This window comes from Solirhodobacter olei (assembly GCF_004010155.1).
Classification (GTDB): Bacteria; Pseudomonadota; Alphaproteobacteria; order Rhodobacterales; family Rhodobacteraceae; genus Solirhodobacter; species Solirhodobacter olei.
The window spans coordinates 161,433-177,645 of record NZ_RRYH01000007.1; the positions used below are offsets into that span (position 1 = coordinate 161,433).

Sequence of the window (16,213 nt, forward strand, 5' to 3'; positions counted from 1 at the left end):
GCCCTCAGCCGTAGATCTTCTCGCGGCCGAGCTGCTTGACCAGCAGGTAGCAGAGGACGGCGCGGGACTTGCGCGGCTCGCCCCGGCCGTAGGTGTCCAGCGCGGCCTCAATCGCGTCCTGCAGGCGCGGGTGATCGGGCAGGTTCAGCTTGCGGATCAGGAAGTTCGACTTCAGATGCGCCAGCGCCGCCGGGTCGCCATCGTCCAGTATCTCGCCCTCGGGATCGAAGATCGCCGGGCCGCAGCCGATCGTCACCTTCTCGAGCAGCGCCATATCCGGCTCCATGCCGCATTTGCTGCGCAGTTCACCCGCGTATTTCGCGATCAGGTCGTCTCGCTTTCCCATCCTGTCCCTCGTCCCGGCGCGTCACGGGCCCGAGTCTAGGGGAGGAGCCGCCGCGCCGGAAGGGAAATGTCGGCGGCAGGGGACGGCCCGGGCGAATGGAAAAGGGCCGGCCCGTCGCCCGGCCTGCCCCTCCCGAATCCTCGCCCCGACGGGCGCTCAGTAGCGGTAATGCTCCGGCTTGAACGGGCCTTCCGGGGTCACGCCGATATAGCTCGCCTGTTCCGAGGAAAGCTGCGTCAGCTTCACCCCGATCCGGCCGAGGTGCAGGCGCGCGACCTTCTCGTCGAGATGTTTCGGCAGGATGTAGACGCCGGGCTTGTATTCGTCGCCCTTGGTGTAAAGCTCCATCTGCGCCAGCACCTGGTTGGTGAAGCTTGCAGACATCACGAAGCTCGGGTGCCCGGTGGCATTGCCGAGGTTCAGCAGGCGGCCTTCGGACAGCAGGATGATCCGGTTGCCCGAAGGCATCTCGATCATGTCCACCTGGTCCTTGATGTTGGTCCATTTGTGGTTGCGCAGTGCGGCCACCTGGATCTCGTTATCGAAATGGCCGATGTTGCCGACGATCGCCATGTCCTTCATCTCGCGCATATGCTCGAGCCGGATCACGTCGCGGTTGCCGGTGGTGGTGATGAAGATGTCGGCCTTGGCGACCTCGTCTTCCAGCAGCACCACCTCGAACCCGTCCATCGCCGCCTGCAGCGCGCAGATCGGGTCGACCTCGGTCACCTTCACCCGGGCGCCGGCGCCGCGCAGCGAGGCGGCGGAACCCTTGCCGACATCGCCATAGCCGCACACCACGGCGACCTTGCCGGCCATCATCACGTCGGTCGCGCGGCGGATGCCGTCGACCAGGCTCTCGCGGCAGCCGTACTTGTTGTCGAACTTCGACTTGGTGACCGAGTCGTTCACGTTGATCGCCGGGAAGGGCAGCAGGCCCTTCTTGTGCAGATCGTAAAGGCGGTGAACGCCGGTCGTCGTCTCTTCCGACACGCCCTGGATCGCGTCACGCTGCTTGGTGAACCAGCCGGGGCTTTCGGCCAGCCGCTTCTTGATCTGGTTGAAGAGGCAGACCTCCTCGTCGCTGGTCGGAACCGCGATCAGGTCCTTTTCGCCCGCCTCGACCCGCGCGCCGAGCAGGATGTAGAGCGTCGCGTCCCCGCCGTCGTCGAGGATCATGTTCGCCGTCCCCCCCGCGAAGCGGAAGATCTGGTCGGTATAGGCCCAGTACTCCTCCAGGCTCTCGCCCTTGACGGCGAAGACCGGGGTGCCGCCCTCGGCGATCGCCGCCGCCGCGTGGTCCTGGGTCGAGAAGATGTTGCACGACGCCCAGCGGACATCCGCGCCCAGCGCCTTCAGCGTCTCGATCAGCACGGCGGTCTGGATCGTCATGTGCAGCGAGCCCGCGATCCGCGCGCCCTTCAGCGGTTTCGACGTGCCGAATTCCTCGCGCAGGGCCATCAGGCCGGGCATCTCCGTCTCGGCAATGTCGAGCTCCTTGCGCCCGAAAGCGGCCAGCGACATGTCCTTGACGATGTAATCCTTCGGCATCGCCGTACTCCTTCACAACATCCGGTTTCGCGGTGAGATAGCATTGGCGACCGGTGGCGACAATGCCGGGCCCCTGGGCGCAATTCCGGCGGGCCAGGGCACGGCTCGCTTGATCCCGCCCGCCCCGGGATGCGAACAGGGGGCAGGGCAGAACAGACAGGGGCGGAGATGAAGCAACCACGCGCATGGCAAAGGATGCTGTCGGGCCGCCGGCTTGACCTCTTGGACCCGACCCCGGTCGATATCGAGATCGAGGATATCGCCCACGGCCTTGCCTTCGTCGCCCGCTGGAACGGGCAGACGGTGGGCGACTGGCCCTATTCGGTGGCCGAGCATTCGCTGCTGGTGGAAGAGATCTTCGCCCGCCAGAACCCGGGCATCGAGGCGAAGTGGCGGCTGGCGGCGCTGCTGCACGACGCGCCGGAATACGTGCTGGGCGACATGATCAGCCCGGTGAAGGCCGCCGTCGGCAAGGATTACGGCGAGCTTGACGCGCGGCTGACCGCCGCCGTCCACCTGCGCTTCGGCCTTCCCGCGCAGCTTCCGGTACAAATCAAGAAGAAGATCAAGGCGGCGGACAAGGTTTCCGCCTGGCTGGAGGCGATCCAGATCGCCGGCTTCACCAAGCCGGAAGCGGACCGCTTCTTCGGCCGGCAGGATTACAACCTCGTCTCGACACTGGAGATCCGGCTGCGCCCGCCGGTGGAGGTGCGGGCGGATTATACCGCCCGCCACCTGGCGCTTCTCGCCGCGGCATAGCCGCAGGTCAGATCAGCAGATCGTCGGGCGACTTGCCGGCCTTCAGCGCGGCTTCCATCCATTTCGGCTTGCGGCCGCGGCCGGTCCAGGTCTGCGTCGGATCCGCCGGATTGGCGTATTTGGGCGGCGCGCTGCCGCGTTTGCGGGTGCCCGCGGCCACGGTCAATTCAGACAGGTTGAAGCCGAGACGTTTCGCCGTCTCTTCCAGTTCGGCCACGGCCTCGCGCTTGCGCCGTTCCTCGAAGGAGGCAATGGCGCGGGAAACCTGGGCCTGCAGTTCTTTCAACTCTTTGAGAGAAAGGGAATTCAGATCGATTTGCAAGGTGTCTACCCCGTTCGTTGAGATGCGCACACAATGGGAACGCGAATTACGACTTATTTCCATTAAACCTAATTTTTGGTTAATGGAAGAGGAGACCCGCAATCGACTTTATTTGATTCGGACTTTTTGCGCCGCCGGTTATTTCGGCGAGCGCTTCGCCAGGATCCGCTGAAGCGTGCGCCGGTGCATGTTCAGCCGCCGCGCCGTTTCCGAGACATTGCGGTCGCAAAGCTCATAGACCCGCTGGATATGCTCCCAGCGCACCCGGTCGGCCGACATCGGGTTTTCCGGCGGCGGCGGCAGCGCCTCGCCATTGGCCAGAAGGGCATTGGTGATGTCATTGGCATCGGCCGGTTTCGACAGGTAATCGATTGCGCCGATCTTCACCGCCGCGACGGCGGTGGCAATCGCGCCGTAGCCGGTCAGCACCACGATACGGCAGTCCGGCCGCTTGTCGCGAAGCATCTCTACAACGTCGAGCCCGTTGCCATCCTCCAGCCGCAGGTCGACCACGGCATAGGCCGGCGGGCGCGATCCGGCGATCGCCTTTCCGGCCGCAACGCTTTCCGCCGTCTCCGGAACAAAGCCGCGTTTTTCCATTGCCCGGGCAAGGCGTTTGACGAACGGCTCGTCGTCATCGACCAGAAGAAGCGAACGATCCGCCCCTAGCTCGGCCCGCTCTTCGGCGTCCTGCGCGTCCGACATGTTCCACTCCTGGCGTTCTTGATGTCCCGCCAGTTGTTCTATGGCGAAGGCGGGGTGCGGTCAAACGCCGCGCGCATGGGCGACGAAACAGGCGACGCTGTCGGCCATTGCCTTGGCGGAAATGTCACTGCGGTAGAACTCCGCGAAACCGGTTCCCGGCAGCATCAGGTAGGTATTGGACGAGTGGCTGACGGGGTAATTCGGCTGGCTCTGATCGCCAAGCTTGAAATAGACGTGATAGGCCCGTGCCGCCGCCTTCACTTCATCCGGCGTTCCCGTAAGGCCGATCATCTTGGGTGAAAAGCTCTGCGTATATTCGCGCATGACTTGTGGCGTGTCGCGTTTCGGGTCCACCGAAATGAACACCGGCGTCACATTATAGCCCCGTTCTGCCAGCAGATCGCTTGCCTCGGCATTGCGCGCATTGTCGACAGGGCAGACATCGGGGCAGGAGGTATAGCCGAAATAAACCAGCACCGGCCCCCTGATCACGTCCTTGTCGGTTACCGTCCGGCCGGATCCGTCGATCAGCGTGAAGGGCCCGCCGATCGTGGCCCCCGCGTCGCTGAAGGGGCGGCTGCGGCAGGCCGCGAACGGGTCGCGCCCGGCGCCGGTCCAGACCATGACACCCAGTCCCAGCAGCAGGGCCGCCGTCAGCCCCGCCGCCACAATCGCATAAACCCGGGTCATGCCCGCCTCTCCCTACTCATGCGCGCCTCATTGATCCCACCTGGGCCGGCGTCTAACAATAGGACAGACTGACCCGCCCGAAGGCCCGCCCGTGATCGCCTCCCCTCCTCCCGGCCTTGCCCTGCGCGACACAAGAAGCGACTGGGTCCGCATCCGCACCCTGGTGCTGCTGCGCTGGATGGCGATCTGCGGCCAGCTCGCCGCGCTTTCGGTCGCGGTCTTCGTCTACCGGCTGCAGATCGAGTTCGGGCTCTGCCTGCTCGTCATCGGCGCCTCGGTGGTGGCCAATCTCGCCGCGGGCTTCATCCTGCCCTCCAACAAGCGCCTGTCGGAAGGCGAGGCGCTTCTGACGCTGCTCTTCGACATCACCCAGCTCGCGGCGCTTCTTTACATGACCGGCGGGCTGGACAATCCCTTCGCGCTGCTGATCCTCGCGCCGGTGACGATCTCGGCCACCGCGCTGCAGCTGCGCACCACCGTGGTGCTCGGCGCCGCCGCCGCCGCGCTGATCACGGTGCTGGAGCTTTACGCCCTGCCGCTGCGCCTGCCCACCGGCGCGCCGCTCGCCGTGCCGCCGACCCTGCGCTTCGGCTTCTGGGTCGCCATCGTCACCGGCATCCTGTTCATGGCGGTCTATTCCCGCCGCGTCGCCTCCGAGATCCGCTCCATGTCCGAGGCGCTGCTGGCCGCGCAGATGGCGCTCGCCCGCGAGCAGAAGCTGACCGACCTCGGTGGCGTGGTCGCCGCCGCCGCGCATGAGCTGGGCACGCCGCTCGCCACCATCAAGCTGGTCTCCACCGAGCTGATGGAGGAGCTGAAGGACGACCCCGACCTCGCCTCCGACGCAGAGCTGATCCGCCAGCAGGCCGACCGCTGCCGCGACATCCTCCGCTCCATGGGCCAGGCCGGGAAGGACGACCTGCAGATGCACTTCGCCCCGGTGGCCGAAGTCATCCGCGAAGCCGCCGAACCGCACATGGCGCGCGGCAAGACGATCGAGCTCTCCGCCCACCCGATCCGCGACGGCGCCGCCCGCCAGCCGACGATCCAGCGCCGGCCGGAGATCGTCCACGGCCTGCGCAACCTGGTGCAGAACGCAGTGGATTTCGCCCGCTCCACCGTCTGGGTAGAGGCGGAGTGGACCGCGCGCAGCCTGTCCATCCGCGTCATCGACGATGGGCCGGGCTATCCGCCGAACGTGCTCGGCCGGATCGGCGACCCGTTCATCCGCGCCCGCGGCGAGGCGCAGCCCGACCCGGAGCGGCCGGAATACGAGGGCATGGGCCTCGGTCTCTTCATCGCCAAGACCCTGCTGGAGCGCTCGGGAGCCGAGCTGAGCTTCGCCAACGCCGCGCCCCCCACTCCCGCCGCCGCCCCGGCCGGGGGCAGCCCCTCCGGCCCCGAACGCAGCGGCGCCATCGTCGAGGTGATCTGGCCCCGCGACAGGATCGAGGCAGAGGCCCCGGCCGCCCTTGGCCGGAACCGCCCGATCACGGCCTAGGCCGCTGTAGGCGAATCCCCCCCCGGGTGTCCCATGTGCCCTGGTCGGGCGGCGGGCGCGTTCGGCCCCGGTGACCCCCCTGGCGGATCCGGGAATTGGCCCAAATCCGGGGTCGCCGCCGGGCGGTTGCACCACCATCCGGATCACGATTCCCTTCCGGCGCAGCGCATTAACACACTGTTAACCTTTTCAACCTCTGGTTTTAACTTCGAACCCACGCAGATGGGCAGGATGGGAAAAGGTCTATGCCAGTTATCCACTTTTTTACGATTGTTACCGCCTCCGTAACTGCCGCTATGGTTGTTCTTGCCTACTTGCAGCCCACGATGAACCGGTCACGCCGGCGACACGGGGCCGAGGCCGGGGCGCCCTGCGTCTTCCTCTTCGACCGCGCCGAGCTGCTCGACGCCACGGACGGCGCGCGCGCCCTCCTGGCGGCCAGCCCGTTGGACGGCGACGCCTGGACCCGGTTCCTCGCCTTCGCCGCGCCGCGCTTCCTGGGGGTGGAGGAAAAGCTGGCCCGGCTCGCCGATCTTGGCCGCCTCTGCCTTCCCGCCGCCAGCCGAACCCCGATGACGCTCCGCGCCGAATGGCATGCCGGCCTGATCCGCATCGTCATCAGCCAGCAGCCCTGCACGGATGGCGCCGAGGCCAGCGACGGCCTCGACCGCCAGGCGATGGAGGAAGAGGTGGAGACGCTGCGCAGCACGCTCGACCGCGCGCCCCTGCCGGTCTGGCGCGAGGATGCCACCGGCACCGTCACCTGGGCCAACCGCCCCTACATGGATCTCGCCGGCCGCCTCGAAGGCCGGGGCGATGTGCCCGCCTGGCCGCTGCCCGCGGTCTTCCCCGGGGGCGACGGCGCCACGGCCCGGCGCCGCCACGAACTGGCCCTGCCCGGGCAGGAGGACCCCGGCTGGTACGATATCCTCAGCTTCCCGCAGGGCGGCGACCGGATCCATTATGCCCTGCCCGCCGACGAGGCCGCCCATGCCCAGGCGGCCTTGCGCAGCTTCGTGCAGACCCTCACCAAGACCTTCGCGCATCTCACCATCGGCCTCGCCATCTTCGACGGCAAGCGCCAGCTCGCGCTCTTCAACCCGGCCCTGATCGAGCTGACCGGCCTGACGGCGGAATTCCTGTCCTCCCGTCCCAGCCTGTTTAGGATGCTCGACGCCATGCGCGAGCACCAGATGCTGCCCGAGCCGCAGGACTACAAAGCCTGGCGGGCCGAGATCGTCGCCCTCGAACAGGCCGCCGCCACCGGCCAGTTCGAGGAGACCTGGACCCTGCCGGGCGGGCAGACCTACCGCGTCACCGGCCAGCCTCACCCCGACGGCGCGCTCGCCTTCGTGCTGGAGGACATCAGCGCCGAGATGACGCTGACCCGCCGGTTCCGCGCCGACCTGGAACTCAGCCACGCCGTCATCGACTGCTTCGACGAGGCGGTGGCCGTCTTCTCCCCCTCCGGTCTCCTGGTCCATGCCAATGCCGCCTATGGCGAACTCTGGCACGACGCGGCCGACGCCGGCGGCGACACCTCGATCACAGAAGCCGTGCGCTCCTGGCAGCGCCGCTCCTCAGTCTCGCCGGTCTGGTCAGAGGCGCGCGCCTTCGTGCTGGACAGCGGCGTGCGAAAACCCTGGCAAGGCGAGGCACGGCTCAGCGACGGGCGGCTCCTCGCCTGCCGGTTCGCCGCCCTGCCGGGCGGCGCGTCGCTGATCGGTTTCTCGATGGCCCGGGCGGACGGCACCCGCCGGCTGTCGGGCGTTGCCGGGGGCAAGCGCCAGACCGCCTGATCGCGCTTGCGGAGGTCCGCGCCCTCGGTCAGACTCGGGAGCATGAGCGCCGCCCGCCTTCGCATCCCCCTCGCCTCGGCCGAGGCCACCACCCGGCTCGGCGCCCTGCTCGCGCCGTACCTCGTGCCGGGCGATACGCTGCTCCTCTCCGGCCCGATCGGCGCAGGAAAGACCCATCTCGCCCGCGCCCTGATCCAGGCCCGCCTCGCCGCCGAGGGTCTGGCGGAAGACGTGCCCTCCCCCACCTTCACGCTGGTCCAGACCTATGTCGCCGGGGATGTGGAGATCTGGCACGCCGACCTTTACCGCCTCTCCGACCCGGCCGAGATCGCCGAGCTGGGGCTGGAGGATGCGTTCGAGACCGCGATCTGCCTGGTCGAATGGCCCGACCGACTCGGCCCCGACGCGCCCGCCGGCGCGCTGACGATCGACCTCGCCGCGACCTCCGACGGCCTTTCGCGCACCGCGGACCTGCACGGGCCGGAACGCTGGGCCCCGATCCTCGCCGCGATCTCGGGGGAGCGCGCCCTTGCCTGACCGCGCCCGTGACGCCACGGCCTTCTGCCGCGCCGCCGGCTGGGGGGAAGCCAGTCGCCGCTTCCTCGCCGGCGACGCCTCCGCCCGCCGCTACGAGCGGCTGACGCGGCCCGGCGGCGAAACCGCCGTCCTGATGGACGCGCCCCCCGGCTCCGGCGAAGACCTCCCCGCCTTTCTGCGCATCGGCGCCCACCTCCACGCCCTCGGCCTCAGCACCCCCACGGTGCTGGCCGAGGATCAGGCCCAGGGCTTCCTCCTCCTGGAAGACCTCGGCGACGCCCTCTTTGCCCGGGTGCTGGAGGCCGAACCCGCCCGCGAGGCCGAACTCTACACCGCCGCGACCGACGTGCTGATCCGCCTGCAATCGGCCCCGCCGCTCCCCGGCCTGCCGGTCTACGACACCCCCGCGCTGGCCGAGGCCGCAGGTCCCGCGATCACCTATTACCGCTTTGCCCTGACCGGCGAGCGCGACGACCCGGCCGCGCTCACCGCCGCCCTCCACGCGGCCCTCGACGCGCTGCCGCCACTCGCCCCGGTGATGATCCATCGAGACTATCACGCCGAAAACCTGCTCTGGCTGCCGGACCGGGAAGGCCTCGCCCGCGCCGGGGTCATCGACTTCCAGCTCGCCATGCTGAGCCACCCCGCCTACGACCTCGTCTCGCTCCTGCAGGACGCGCGCCGCGATATTTCGCCCGCGACAGAGGCCGCGATGATCGCCCGCTTCACCGCCGCCCGAGGCCTCGACCCCGCCGCCTTCCGCCGCGCCTACGATACCATCGGCGCCCAGCGCCACCTGCGCATCCTCGGCATCTTCGCCCGCCTCGCGCTCGAGGATCGCAAGACCGGCTACCTCGTCCACATGCCCCGGATCTGGCGCGACCTTCAGCGCTGCCTCGCCGACCCCGCCCTCGCGCCGCTGGCCCAGACCGTCGGCCGCCTCTTGCCCGCCCCCAGCCCCGAAGCCATCCAGCGCCTGACCGACCGATGCCAGACCTGCCCCACGCCCTGATGCTCTTCGCCGCCGGCCTCGGCACCCGCATGGGCGCGCTGACGGCCGACCGCCCGAAGCCGCTGGTAGAGGTCGCCGGCCGGCCCCTGATCGACCACGCCCTTGCGCTGGCCGATGCCGCCGGCGTCACCCGCATCGTCGCCAATACCCATTACCTGCCCGGCCAGATCGCCGCCCACCTCGCCCCCCGCGGCATCCCGCTCTCGCACGAGTCCGAGCGGCTGGAGACCGGCGGCGGCCTCAAGGCGGCGCTGCCGCTCCTTGGCCCCGGCCCGGTCTTCACGCTGAACACCGATGCCGTCTGGACCGGCGCCAACCCGCTTCTCGAACTCGCCGCCGCCTGGGATCCCGCGCGGATGGACGCGCTTGCCCTCGTCGTCCCGCAGGAAAACGCGCTGGGCCACCCGGGGCTCGGAGATTTCCTTCTCGATGCCGAGGGCCGCATCACCCGCGGCCGCGGCCCGATCTACGCCGGCGTCCAGATCATCAAGCCGGAGTTCGTCGCCGCCGTCCCCGACACGGTTTTCTCCATGAACAGGGTCTGGGACAGCCTGATCGCCAACGGCCGCTGCTTCGGCGCCGTGCATGACGGCCTCTGGTGCGACGTCGGCCGCCCCGAGGGCATCGCACTGGCCGAGGCGATGCTGGCAGGCGCCGATGTTTGATCCCGCCGCCCCCCGCATCTTCGGCCTTGCCCCCGGCGTGGACTTTCCCCGCGCCCTTGCCGAGGGCCTGCTGGCCCGCACGAAAGACCAGCCGCCCGAAGCGCTGGCCCGGGTCGAGATCTTCCTCAACACCGGCCGGATGCAGCGCCGCCTGCGGGGCCTTCTTGCCGAAACCGGGGCGCTGTTGCTCCCGAAGCTCCGCCTCGTCACCGACCTCGCCACGGACCCGGCCGCCGCCGCGCTTCCGCCCGCCGTTCCGCCGCTGCGCCGGCGGCTTGAGCTCACCCGCCTCACCGCGGCGCTTCTGGATGCAGAGCCCGACCTCGCCCCCCGCGCGGCCCTCTACGACCTCGCCGACAGCCTCGCGCGGCTGATGGACGAGATGCAGGGCGAAGCCGTCCCCCCAGAGGCGCTCGACACGCTCGACCTTTCCGAGCACTCCCGCCATTGGGACCGAAGCCTGAAGTTCCTCAAGATCGTCGCCCCCTTCTTCGGCCCCGAGGCCGAGCCCGATCAGGAGGCCCGCCAGCGCCGGATCGTGGAGGCGCTCGCCGCCCGCTGGCTGACGAACCCGCCCGATCACCCGGTGATCATCGCCGGCTCCACCGGCTCGCGCGGCACGACGCTCGCCTTCATGCGCGCGGTGGCGCAGCTTCCCCAGGGCGCCATTGTCCTGCCCGGCTTCGACTTCGACACGCCGGCGCCTGTCTGGGACAGCCTCGCCGATGCGATGACGGGCGAGGATCACCCCCAGTTCCGCTTCATGCGGCTCTGTTCCAGCCTGAACCTATCCCCCACCGAGGTTCGCCCCTGGACGGACACGCCCGCCCCCGACCCGGCCCGGAACCGCCTCGTCTCCCTTTCCCTGCGCCCCGCGCCGGTCACCGACCAGTGGATGCGCGAGGGCCAGCACCTGCCCGACCTGCCCGGGGCGACCGCCGCCCTCTCCCTCATCGAGGCCCCCGGCCCGCGGGCCGAGGCGCTGGCCATCGCGCTCCGCCTCCGCCGCGCGGCGGAGGACGGGCAGACGGCCGCCCTCGTCACCCCGGACCGGATGCTGACCCGCCAGGTCACCGCGGCGCTCACCCGCTGGGGCCTGCGCCCCGACGACAGCGCCGGCCAGCCGCTGCCGCTCTCGCCCCCCGGCCGGCTCCTGCGCCATGTCGCCGCCCTCTCCGGCCGCCGCCTGACGATGGACGCGCTGCTGACCCTGCTGAAGCACCCGCTCACCAACTCCGGCTCCGGCGCGCGCGGCGACCACCTGCGCTGGACCCGCGCGCTGGAAATTCACCTCCGCGCCTCCGGCCCCGCCTTCCCGGAGCCGGAAGGCCTGCTCGCCTGGGCCGAGGACAAGGACGACCCCGCCCTCACCGCCTGGGCCCGCTGGCTCGGCGCGGCCACCGGCGGGCTGGCGGAAACCGGAACGGAGCCGCTCGAAACCCATGTCTCCCGCCACATCGCCCGGGCGGAGGCACTGGCCTGCGGCCCCTCGGGCGAGGGCAGCGGAGAGCTCTGGCTGAAGGAGGCCGGGGCCACAGCCCGCACCGCGGTCGATGAACTCCTGCGCGAGGCGAAATACGGTGGCGAGATCTCCGCCTTCGATTACGAGGCCCTCTTCACCGCCATCCTGCAGCGGCACGAGGTCCGCAGCGCCGAAACCGTCCACCCGCAGATCATGATCCGCGGTACGATCGAGGCGCGAGTGCGCGAGGCCGGCCTCGTCATCCTCGGCGGGCTGAACGACGGGATCTGGCCGCCCAGCCCCGCGCCTGACCCCTGGCTGAACCGCCAGATGCGTCACGATCTGTCTCTGTTACTGCCCGAACGGCAGATCGGCCTCTCCGCCCACGACTACCAGCAGGCCGTCGGCGCGCCGGAGGTCATCCTCTCCCGCGCCATTCGCGACGACGAGGCGGAAACCGTCGCCTCCCGCTGGCTGAACCGGCTGACGAACCTGCTGGACGGCCTGCCCGCCCGCAGCGGGCCAGAGGCGCTGGCCGCCATGAAGGCCCGCGGCCGCCATTGGCTGGCGCTTGCCGAAGCGCTCGACGCCCCGCCCGAAGCCACGCCCCCGGCAAACCGCCCCTCCCCGCGCCCGCCGGTGGAGGCGCGGCCCAGGCGTCTCGCCGTCACCGGCATCCAGCGCCTGATCCGCGACCCCTACGCGATCTACGCACGCTACATCCTGCGCCTCTTCCCGCTCGACCCGCTCCACCCCGCGCCGGACCCCCGCCTGCGCGGCTCGGTCCTGCACGCGATCCTCGAAAAGTTCATCAACGAGCGCCGTGATGCGCCGGCGGAGGCCACGCAGGCCCGCCTTCTCGCCATCGCCGACGAGGTCATGGCAGCGGAAATCCCCTGGACCACCGCCCGCCGCCTCTGGCGGGCCCGGCTGGAGGCCGCCGCCCCAAGCTTCCTCGCGCTTGAACAAAGGCGCCCCGGCGCCCCCGCGCTGCTGGAGGAAAAGGGCGGTGCCGACCTCCCCGGCCTCGGCTTCACCCTGACCGCGAAGCCCGACCGGATCGACGAATTGCCCGACGGCAGCCTGCATATCCTCGACTACAAGACCGGCGCGCTGCCCAGCGCCCGCCAGCAGCGCGTCTTCGACAAGCAGCTGCTGCTGGAAGCCGCGCTAGCCGAACGCGGCGCTTTCAAAAGCCTCGGCCCGCGCCCGGTTTCGCTGGTCACCTACCTCGGCCTCACCCGCCCGGCGAAGGAATCGGCCATCGAGATCACGCCCGATCTGACCGCGCAGGTGTGGGAGGAGCTGGAGAGCCTGATCAGACGCTATTCCAGCCCGAAACTCGGCTACACCGCCCGCCGCGCGATGGAGCGGGAGGCCGACCGCTCGGATTACGACCACCTCGCCCGCTTCGGCGAATGGGACATGGCCGACGCTCCGAAGCCGGAGGATGTGCCATGACCCCCCGCGACCCGGCCACCGCCGCCCAGATCCGCGCCGCGAACCCCGGCACCTCGACCTGGCTTTCCGCCAATGCGGGCTCCGGCAAGACCAGCGTGCTCACGAACCGCGTGGCGCGGCTCCTGCTCGACCATGTGCCGCCCCAGCGCATCCTCTGCCTGACCTACACCAAGGCCGCGGCAAGCGAGATGCAGAACCGCCTCTTCAAGCTCCTCGGCTCCTGGGCGATGGCGGAGGACGAGGTGCTGGCCCGGAAGCTCGCGGGCCTCGGCGTGGAGGCCACGCCTAGCGCCGAGGACCTTGCCCGCGCCCGCCGCCTCTTCGCCCAGGCGATCGAGGCGCCGGGCGGGCTGAAGATCCAGACCATCCACTCCTTCTGCGCCGCCCTCCTGCGCCGCTTCCCGCTGGAGGCCGGGGTGACCCCCGATTTCGCCGAAATGGACGACCGCGCCGCAACGCTTTTGCGCGAGGAGATCGTGGAAGACCTCGCCACCGGCCCCTCCCTGCCGCTGGTCGACGCGATGGCCCGCCAATTGGGCGGGGGCGATTTCGCCACGCTCACTGCAGAGATTGCTGGCAATCGGGCTGGATTCGAGACGGAATTGACCCGGGGTGCCGCCCTTGCCCGCTTCGGCCTGCCCGCCGGCCTCACCCGCGCGGCGCTGGTGTCAGAGGTGCTGACCGGGGCGGAAGCGGCCTGGTGGCCGAAGCTGATCGAGGCGCTGAAAGCCGGCAGCAAGACCGACCTCAAGGCGGGCCATGACCTCTCCGCCATCGACCCCGCCGCCCCTGGTTTCGACGCGATCGAGACGCTGGAGGGCACGCTGCTTTTCGGCAAGTCGGCCGCCAACGCCTTCGGCGCGAAGATCGGCAAGTTCCCGACCAAGGCCACGCAATCCGCCCTCGGCGCCGTCCTGCCCGACCTCGAGGACCTGATGGAACGCGTCGCCGAGGCCCGCCCCCGCCGCCTCGCCCTGCAGACGGCGGAGCGCACGCTGGCGTTGCACCGCTTCGCCCGCGCCTTCCTCGCCCTCTACGCCCGGCGCAAGGCCGACCGCGGCTGGCTCGACTTCGACGACCTGATCCTGCGCGCCGCCGCGCTTCTGACCGACCCGTCGGTGGCGCAATGGGTGCTCTTCCGGCTCGACGGCGGCATCGACCACATTCTCGTCGACGAGGCACAGGACACCTCGCCCGCGCAATGGCAGGTGATCGCGCTTCTGGCGCAGGAATTCACCGCCGGGCGCGGCGCGCGGGAGGTCGCGCGAACCATCTTCGTCGTCGGCGACAAGAAGCAGTCGATCTATTCCTTCCAGGGCGCGGATCTTTCGGAATTCGACCGTATGCAGGCCGAATTCGCCGAAAAACTCGCCGCGGCCAGCCTGCCCCTCGCCCGGCTGACGCTCGACCATTCCTTCCGCTCCTCCCCCGCCCTCCTCCGCCTCGTCGACCTCACCTTCGACGAGCGCACCCATGCCGGCATCGGCGGCGAGGCCAGGCACCTCGCCTTCCACGAAGGCCTGCCCGGGCGCGCCGATCTCTGGCCCGTCATCCCCAAGGCCGAGGCGCCGGAAGACGGCGAGTGGTTCGACCCGGTCGACCGCATCACCGAAACCCACCACACCGCGCTTCTCGCCCGCCGCATCGCCGGGCAGATCGCCGGCCTCCTTGCCGCCGGCACCCGCATAACCGTGAAGGGCGAGGTCCGCCCCCTCTCCCCCGGCGACGTGCTGATCCTCGTCCAGCGCCGGTCGGAGCTGTTTCACGAGATCATCCGCGCGCTCAAATCCGCCGATCTCCCCGTGGCCGGCGCCGACCGGCTGAAGCTCGGCGGCGAGCTGGCGGTGAAGGATCTCGCAGCACTCCTGAATTTCATCGCCCTCGACGCCGATGACCTCTCGCTCGCCGCCACGCTCCGCTCGCCCCTTTTCGGCTGGTCGGAGGCGCGGCTCTACGCCCTCGCCCAGCCCCGCAAGGGCCTGCTGTGGGAGGCCCTGCGCGACGCGAAATCGGCCCATGTGGAGACGTTCGAGATCCTCACAGATCTCCGCGACGCCGCCGACTTCCTGCGCCCTTACGACCTGATCGAACGCATCCTGACCCGGCACGACGGCCGCCGGAAGCTGATCGCCCGCCTCGGCCCGGAGGCGGAGGACGGGATAGACTCCCTCCTCGCTCAGGCGCTGGCCTACGAGCGGATGGAGGTGCCAAGCCTCACCGGCTTTCTTGTCTGGCTGGAATCCGGCGAGGTCGAGGTGAAGCGCCGCCCCGATGCCGCGGGCGATCGCATCCGGGTTATGACCGTCCACGGCGCCAAGGGGCTGGAGGCGCCGCTGGTCATCCTGCCCGACACGATGGACCGCCGCCCGCCGCAGGAGGGCCGGATCATCGCCCTGCCGGACGGACCCGCCTGGCGCGCATCCACCGACGAGGCGCCGGACGCGATGGCCGACGCCAAATCCGCCCAGGCGCGGCGGCTGCAGGAGGAGCGCCTGCGCCTGCTCTATGTCGCGATGACCCGGGCGCAAAGCTGGCTCATCACCTGCGGCGCGGGCGACGATCCGGGACCGGACAGCTGGTACGGCATGATCCGGCAGGGAATGGAGCAGGCCGGCGCGACCCCCTGCGAAATCAGGGACGATTCCGGCCCGATGGAGGTTCTCCGCCTCGCCCACGGCACCTGGCCGGAGGATGGCGCCGCCGCCGGGGCCGCGGCTGCGGAAGCCGTGCCGCTGCCCGGCTGGGCCGCCCGCCCCGCGCCCCCGCCTGTCGAGCCGCCGCCGCCTCTCTCGCCCTCCGATCTCGGCGGCGCCAAGGCGCTTCCGGGTGAGGCTGAGGGCAGAGACGCCGAGCTTGCGTTGCGCCGGGGCCGCCAGCTGCACCTGTTGTTCGAGCATCTCCCCGCCCACCCGCAGGCAGACTGGCCGGCGCTGGCCGGCGCGCTCCTGTCCTCCGGCGACGATGCGGCGGAGGCGGTAGAGATCGCGACCCGCCTCGCGGAGGCACGGCGCGTGCTGACGGCCCCTGCCCTCGCGCCGATCTTCGCCACCCCGGCGCTGACCGAGGTCGAGATCGCAGCCGACTTCGCCGGCCGCCGCCTTCTGGGCGCGATCGACCGGCTCATCGTCGCCGCCGATTACGTGCTTGCCATCGACTACAAGTCGAACGCCGTGATCCCGGACAGGCCGGAAGACGTGCCCGAAGGCATCCTGCGCCAGATGGCCGCCTATGGCGCGGCGCTGGCGCAGGTTTACCCCGGCCGCCGGATCGCGCTCGCCGTGCTCTGGACGCAGGGTCCCAGCCTGATGGAACTGCCTCCAGATATTGTGGCCCGGGCCGCTGCGACCACGAGTACGTCTTGACGCACCAGCCCCCCCACCCTAGTTTCCTAGGCCGACCCCCC

Annotated in this window: 13 protein-coding genes; 8 read left to right on the forward strand and 5 right to left on the reverse strand. The window is 70.0% G+C overall.

Features of this window, described 5'->3' with window-relative positions:
• Positions 1-4: 4 nt before the first annotated feature.
• Positions 5-346 carry a DUF2853 family protein gene (locus tag EIP85_RS06300; protein WP_127901314.1) on the reverse strand — a complete coding sequence of 114 codons (342 nt, stop codon included), beginning with the start codon at positions 344-346 and terminating at the stop codon, positions 5-7.
• Between the two features lie 156 nt (positions 347-502).
• A complete protein-coding gene (ahcY, locus tag EIP85_RS06305; protein ID WP_127901315.1) occupies positions 503-1,897 on the reverse strand; it encodes an adenosylhomocysteinase in 1,395 nt (464 codons plus the stop codon).
• 168 nt (positions 1,898-2,065) lie between these two features.
• Here ahcY and EIP85_RS06310 point away from each other — a divergent pair, with 168 nt between their 5' ends.
• Complete coding sequence (locus tag EIP85_RS06310; RefSeq protein WP_127901316.1) at positions 2,066-2,656, forward strand: HD domain-containing protein; 591 nt, start codon at positions 2,066-2,068, stop codon at positions 2,654-2,656.
• Positions 2,657-2,663: 7 nt separating this feature from the next.
• Here the strand turns inward: EIP85_RS06310 and EIP85_RS06315 are convergent, their stop codons facing one another.
• The 3 genes from EIP85_RS06315 to EIP85_RS06325 all read right to left on the reverse strand — a co-directional run bounded on the left by EIP85_RS06315 (position 2,664) and on the right by EIP85_RS06325 (position 4,373).
• On the reverse strand, positions 2,664-2,978 hold the full coding sequence (locus EIP85_RS06315) for an H-NS histone family protein (protein ID WP_127901317.1): 315 nt from the start codon (positions 2,976-2,978) through the stop codon (positions 2,664-2,666).
• 138 nt (positions 2,979-3,116) lie between these two features.
• Positions 3,117-3,683 (reverse strand): ActR/PrrA/RegA family redox response regulator transcription factor, encoded by a 567-nt coding sequence (locus EIP85_RS06320; RefSeq protein WP_127901318.1) that lies wholly within the window; start codon positions 3,681-3,683, stop codon positions 3,117-3,119.
• A 60-nt stretch (positions 3,684-3,743) separates the two neighbouring features.
• Positions 3,744-4,373, reverse strand: a complete 630-nt coding sequence (locus tag EIP85_RS06325; protein WP_127901319.1) for an SCO family protein — start codon at positions 4,371-4,373, stop codon at positions 3,744-3,746.
• A 94-nt stretch (positions 4,374-4,467) separates the two neighbouring features.
• Between EIP85_RS06325 and regB the strand changes: the two genes are divergently transcribed.
• The 7 genes from regB to addA all read left to right on the forward strand — a co-directional run bounded on the left by regB (position 4,468) and on the right by addA (position 16,172).
• Complete coding sequence (gene regB, locus EIP85_RS06330) at positions 4,468-5,874, forward strand: sensor histidine kinase RegB (protein WP_127901462.1); 1,407 nt, start codon at positions 4,468-4,470, stop codon at positions 5,872-5,874.
• A 326-nt stretch (positions 5,875-6,200) separates the two neighbouring features.
• Positions 6,201-7,673 carry a PAS-domain containing protein gene (locus EIP85_RS06335; RefSeq protein WP_241559909.1) on the forward strand — a complete coding sequence of 491 codons (1,473 nt, stop codon included), beginning with the start codon at positions 6,201-6,203 and terminating at the stop codon, positions 7,671-7,673.
• A gap of 42 nt (positions 7,674-7,715) precedes the next feature.
• Positions 7,716-8,210: a tRNA (adenosine(37)-N6)-threonylcarbamoyltransferase complex ATPase subunit type 1 TsaE gene (tsaE, locus tag EIP85_RS06340; protein WP_127901321.1), complete on the forward strand. Its 495-nt coding sequence runs from the start codon at positions 7,716-7,718 to the stop codon at positions 8,208-8,210.
• Positions 8,203-9,222 carry an aminoglycoside phosphotransferase family protein gene (locus EIP85_RS06345; protein ID WP_127901322.1) on the forward strand — a complete coding sequence of 340 codons (1,020 nt, stop codon included), beginning with the start codon at positions 8,203-8,205 and terminating at the stop codon, positions 9,220-9,222. The genes tsaE and EIP85_RS06345 overlap by 8 nt, the downstream gene beginning before the upstream one ends.
• Positions 9,198-9,887: a nucleotidyltransferase family protein gene (locus EIP85_RS06350; protein WP_127901323.1), complete on the forward strand. Its 690-nt coding sequence runs from the start codon at positions 9,198-9,200 to the stop codon at positions 9,885-9,887. Before EIP85_RS06345 ends, EIP85_RS06350 begins: the two co-directional genes overlap by 25 nt.
• The gene (addB, locus tag EIP85_RS06355) at positions 9,880-12,810 is read left to right on the forward strand and encodes a double-strand break repair protein AddB (protein WP_127901324.1); all 2,931 of its coding nucleotides are present in this window, start codon (positions 9,880-9,882) and stop codon (positions 12,808-12,810) included. The genes EIP85_RS06350 and addB overlap by 8 nt, the downstream gene beginning before the upstream one ends.
• Positions 12,807-16,172 (forward strand): double-strand break repair helicase AddA, encoded by a 3,366-nt coding sequence (gene addA / locus EIP85_RS06360; RefSeq protein WP_127901325.1) that lies wholly within the window; start codon positions 12,807-12,809, stop codon positions 16,170-16,172. The genes addB and addA overlap by 4 nt, the downstream gene beginning before the upstream one ends.
• The last annotated feature ends 41 nt before the right edge of the window (positions 16,173-16,213 follow it).

What these genes read in the sequence shown, in the direction of transcription:
- addA (WP_127901325.1), top strand. Translation starts at nt 12,807, where the DNA reads ATGACCCCCCGCGACCCGGCCACCGCCGCCCAGATCCGCGCCGCGAAC.
- EIP85_RS06300 (WP_127901314.1), bottom strand. Translation starts at nt 346, where the DNA reads ATGGGAAAGCGAGACGACCTGATCGCGAAATACGCGGGTGAACTGCGC.
- EIP85_RS06320 (WP_127901318.1), bottom strand. Translation starts at nt 3,683, where the DNA reads ATGTCGGACGCGCAGGACGCCGAAGAGCGGGCCGAGCTAGGGGCGGAT.
- tsaE (WP_127901321.1), top strand. Translation starts at nt 7,716, where the DNA reads ATGAGCGCCGCCCGCCTTCGCATCCCCCTCGCCTCGGCCGAGGCCACC.
- EIP85_RS06350 (WP_127901323.1), top strand. Translation starts at nt 9,198, where the DNA reads ATGCCAGACCTGCCCCACGCCCTGATGCTCTTCGCCGCCGGCCTCGGC.
- addB (WP_127901324.1), top strand. Translation starts at nt 9,880, where the DNA reads ATGTTTGATCCCGCCGCCCCCCGCATCTTCGGCCTTGCCCCCGGCGTG.
- EIP85_RS06325 (WP_127901319.1), bottom strand. Translation starts at nt 4,373, where the DNA reads ATGACCCGGGTTTATGCGATTGTGGCGGCGGGGCTGACGGCGGCCCTG.
- ahcY (WP_127901315.1), bottom strand. Translation starts at nt 1,897, where the DNA reads ATGCCGAAGGATTACATCGTCAAGGACATGTCGCTGGCCGCTTTCGGG.
- EIP85_RS06335 (WP_241559909.1), top strand. Translation starts at nt 6,201, where the DNA reads ATGAACCGGTCACGCCGGCGACACGGGGCCGAGGCCGGGGCGCCCTGC.
- EIP85_RS06310 (WP_127901316.1), top strand. Translation starts at nt 2,066, where the DNA reads ATGAAGCAACCACGCGCATGGCAAAGGATGCTGTCGGGCCGCCGGCTT.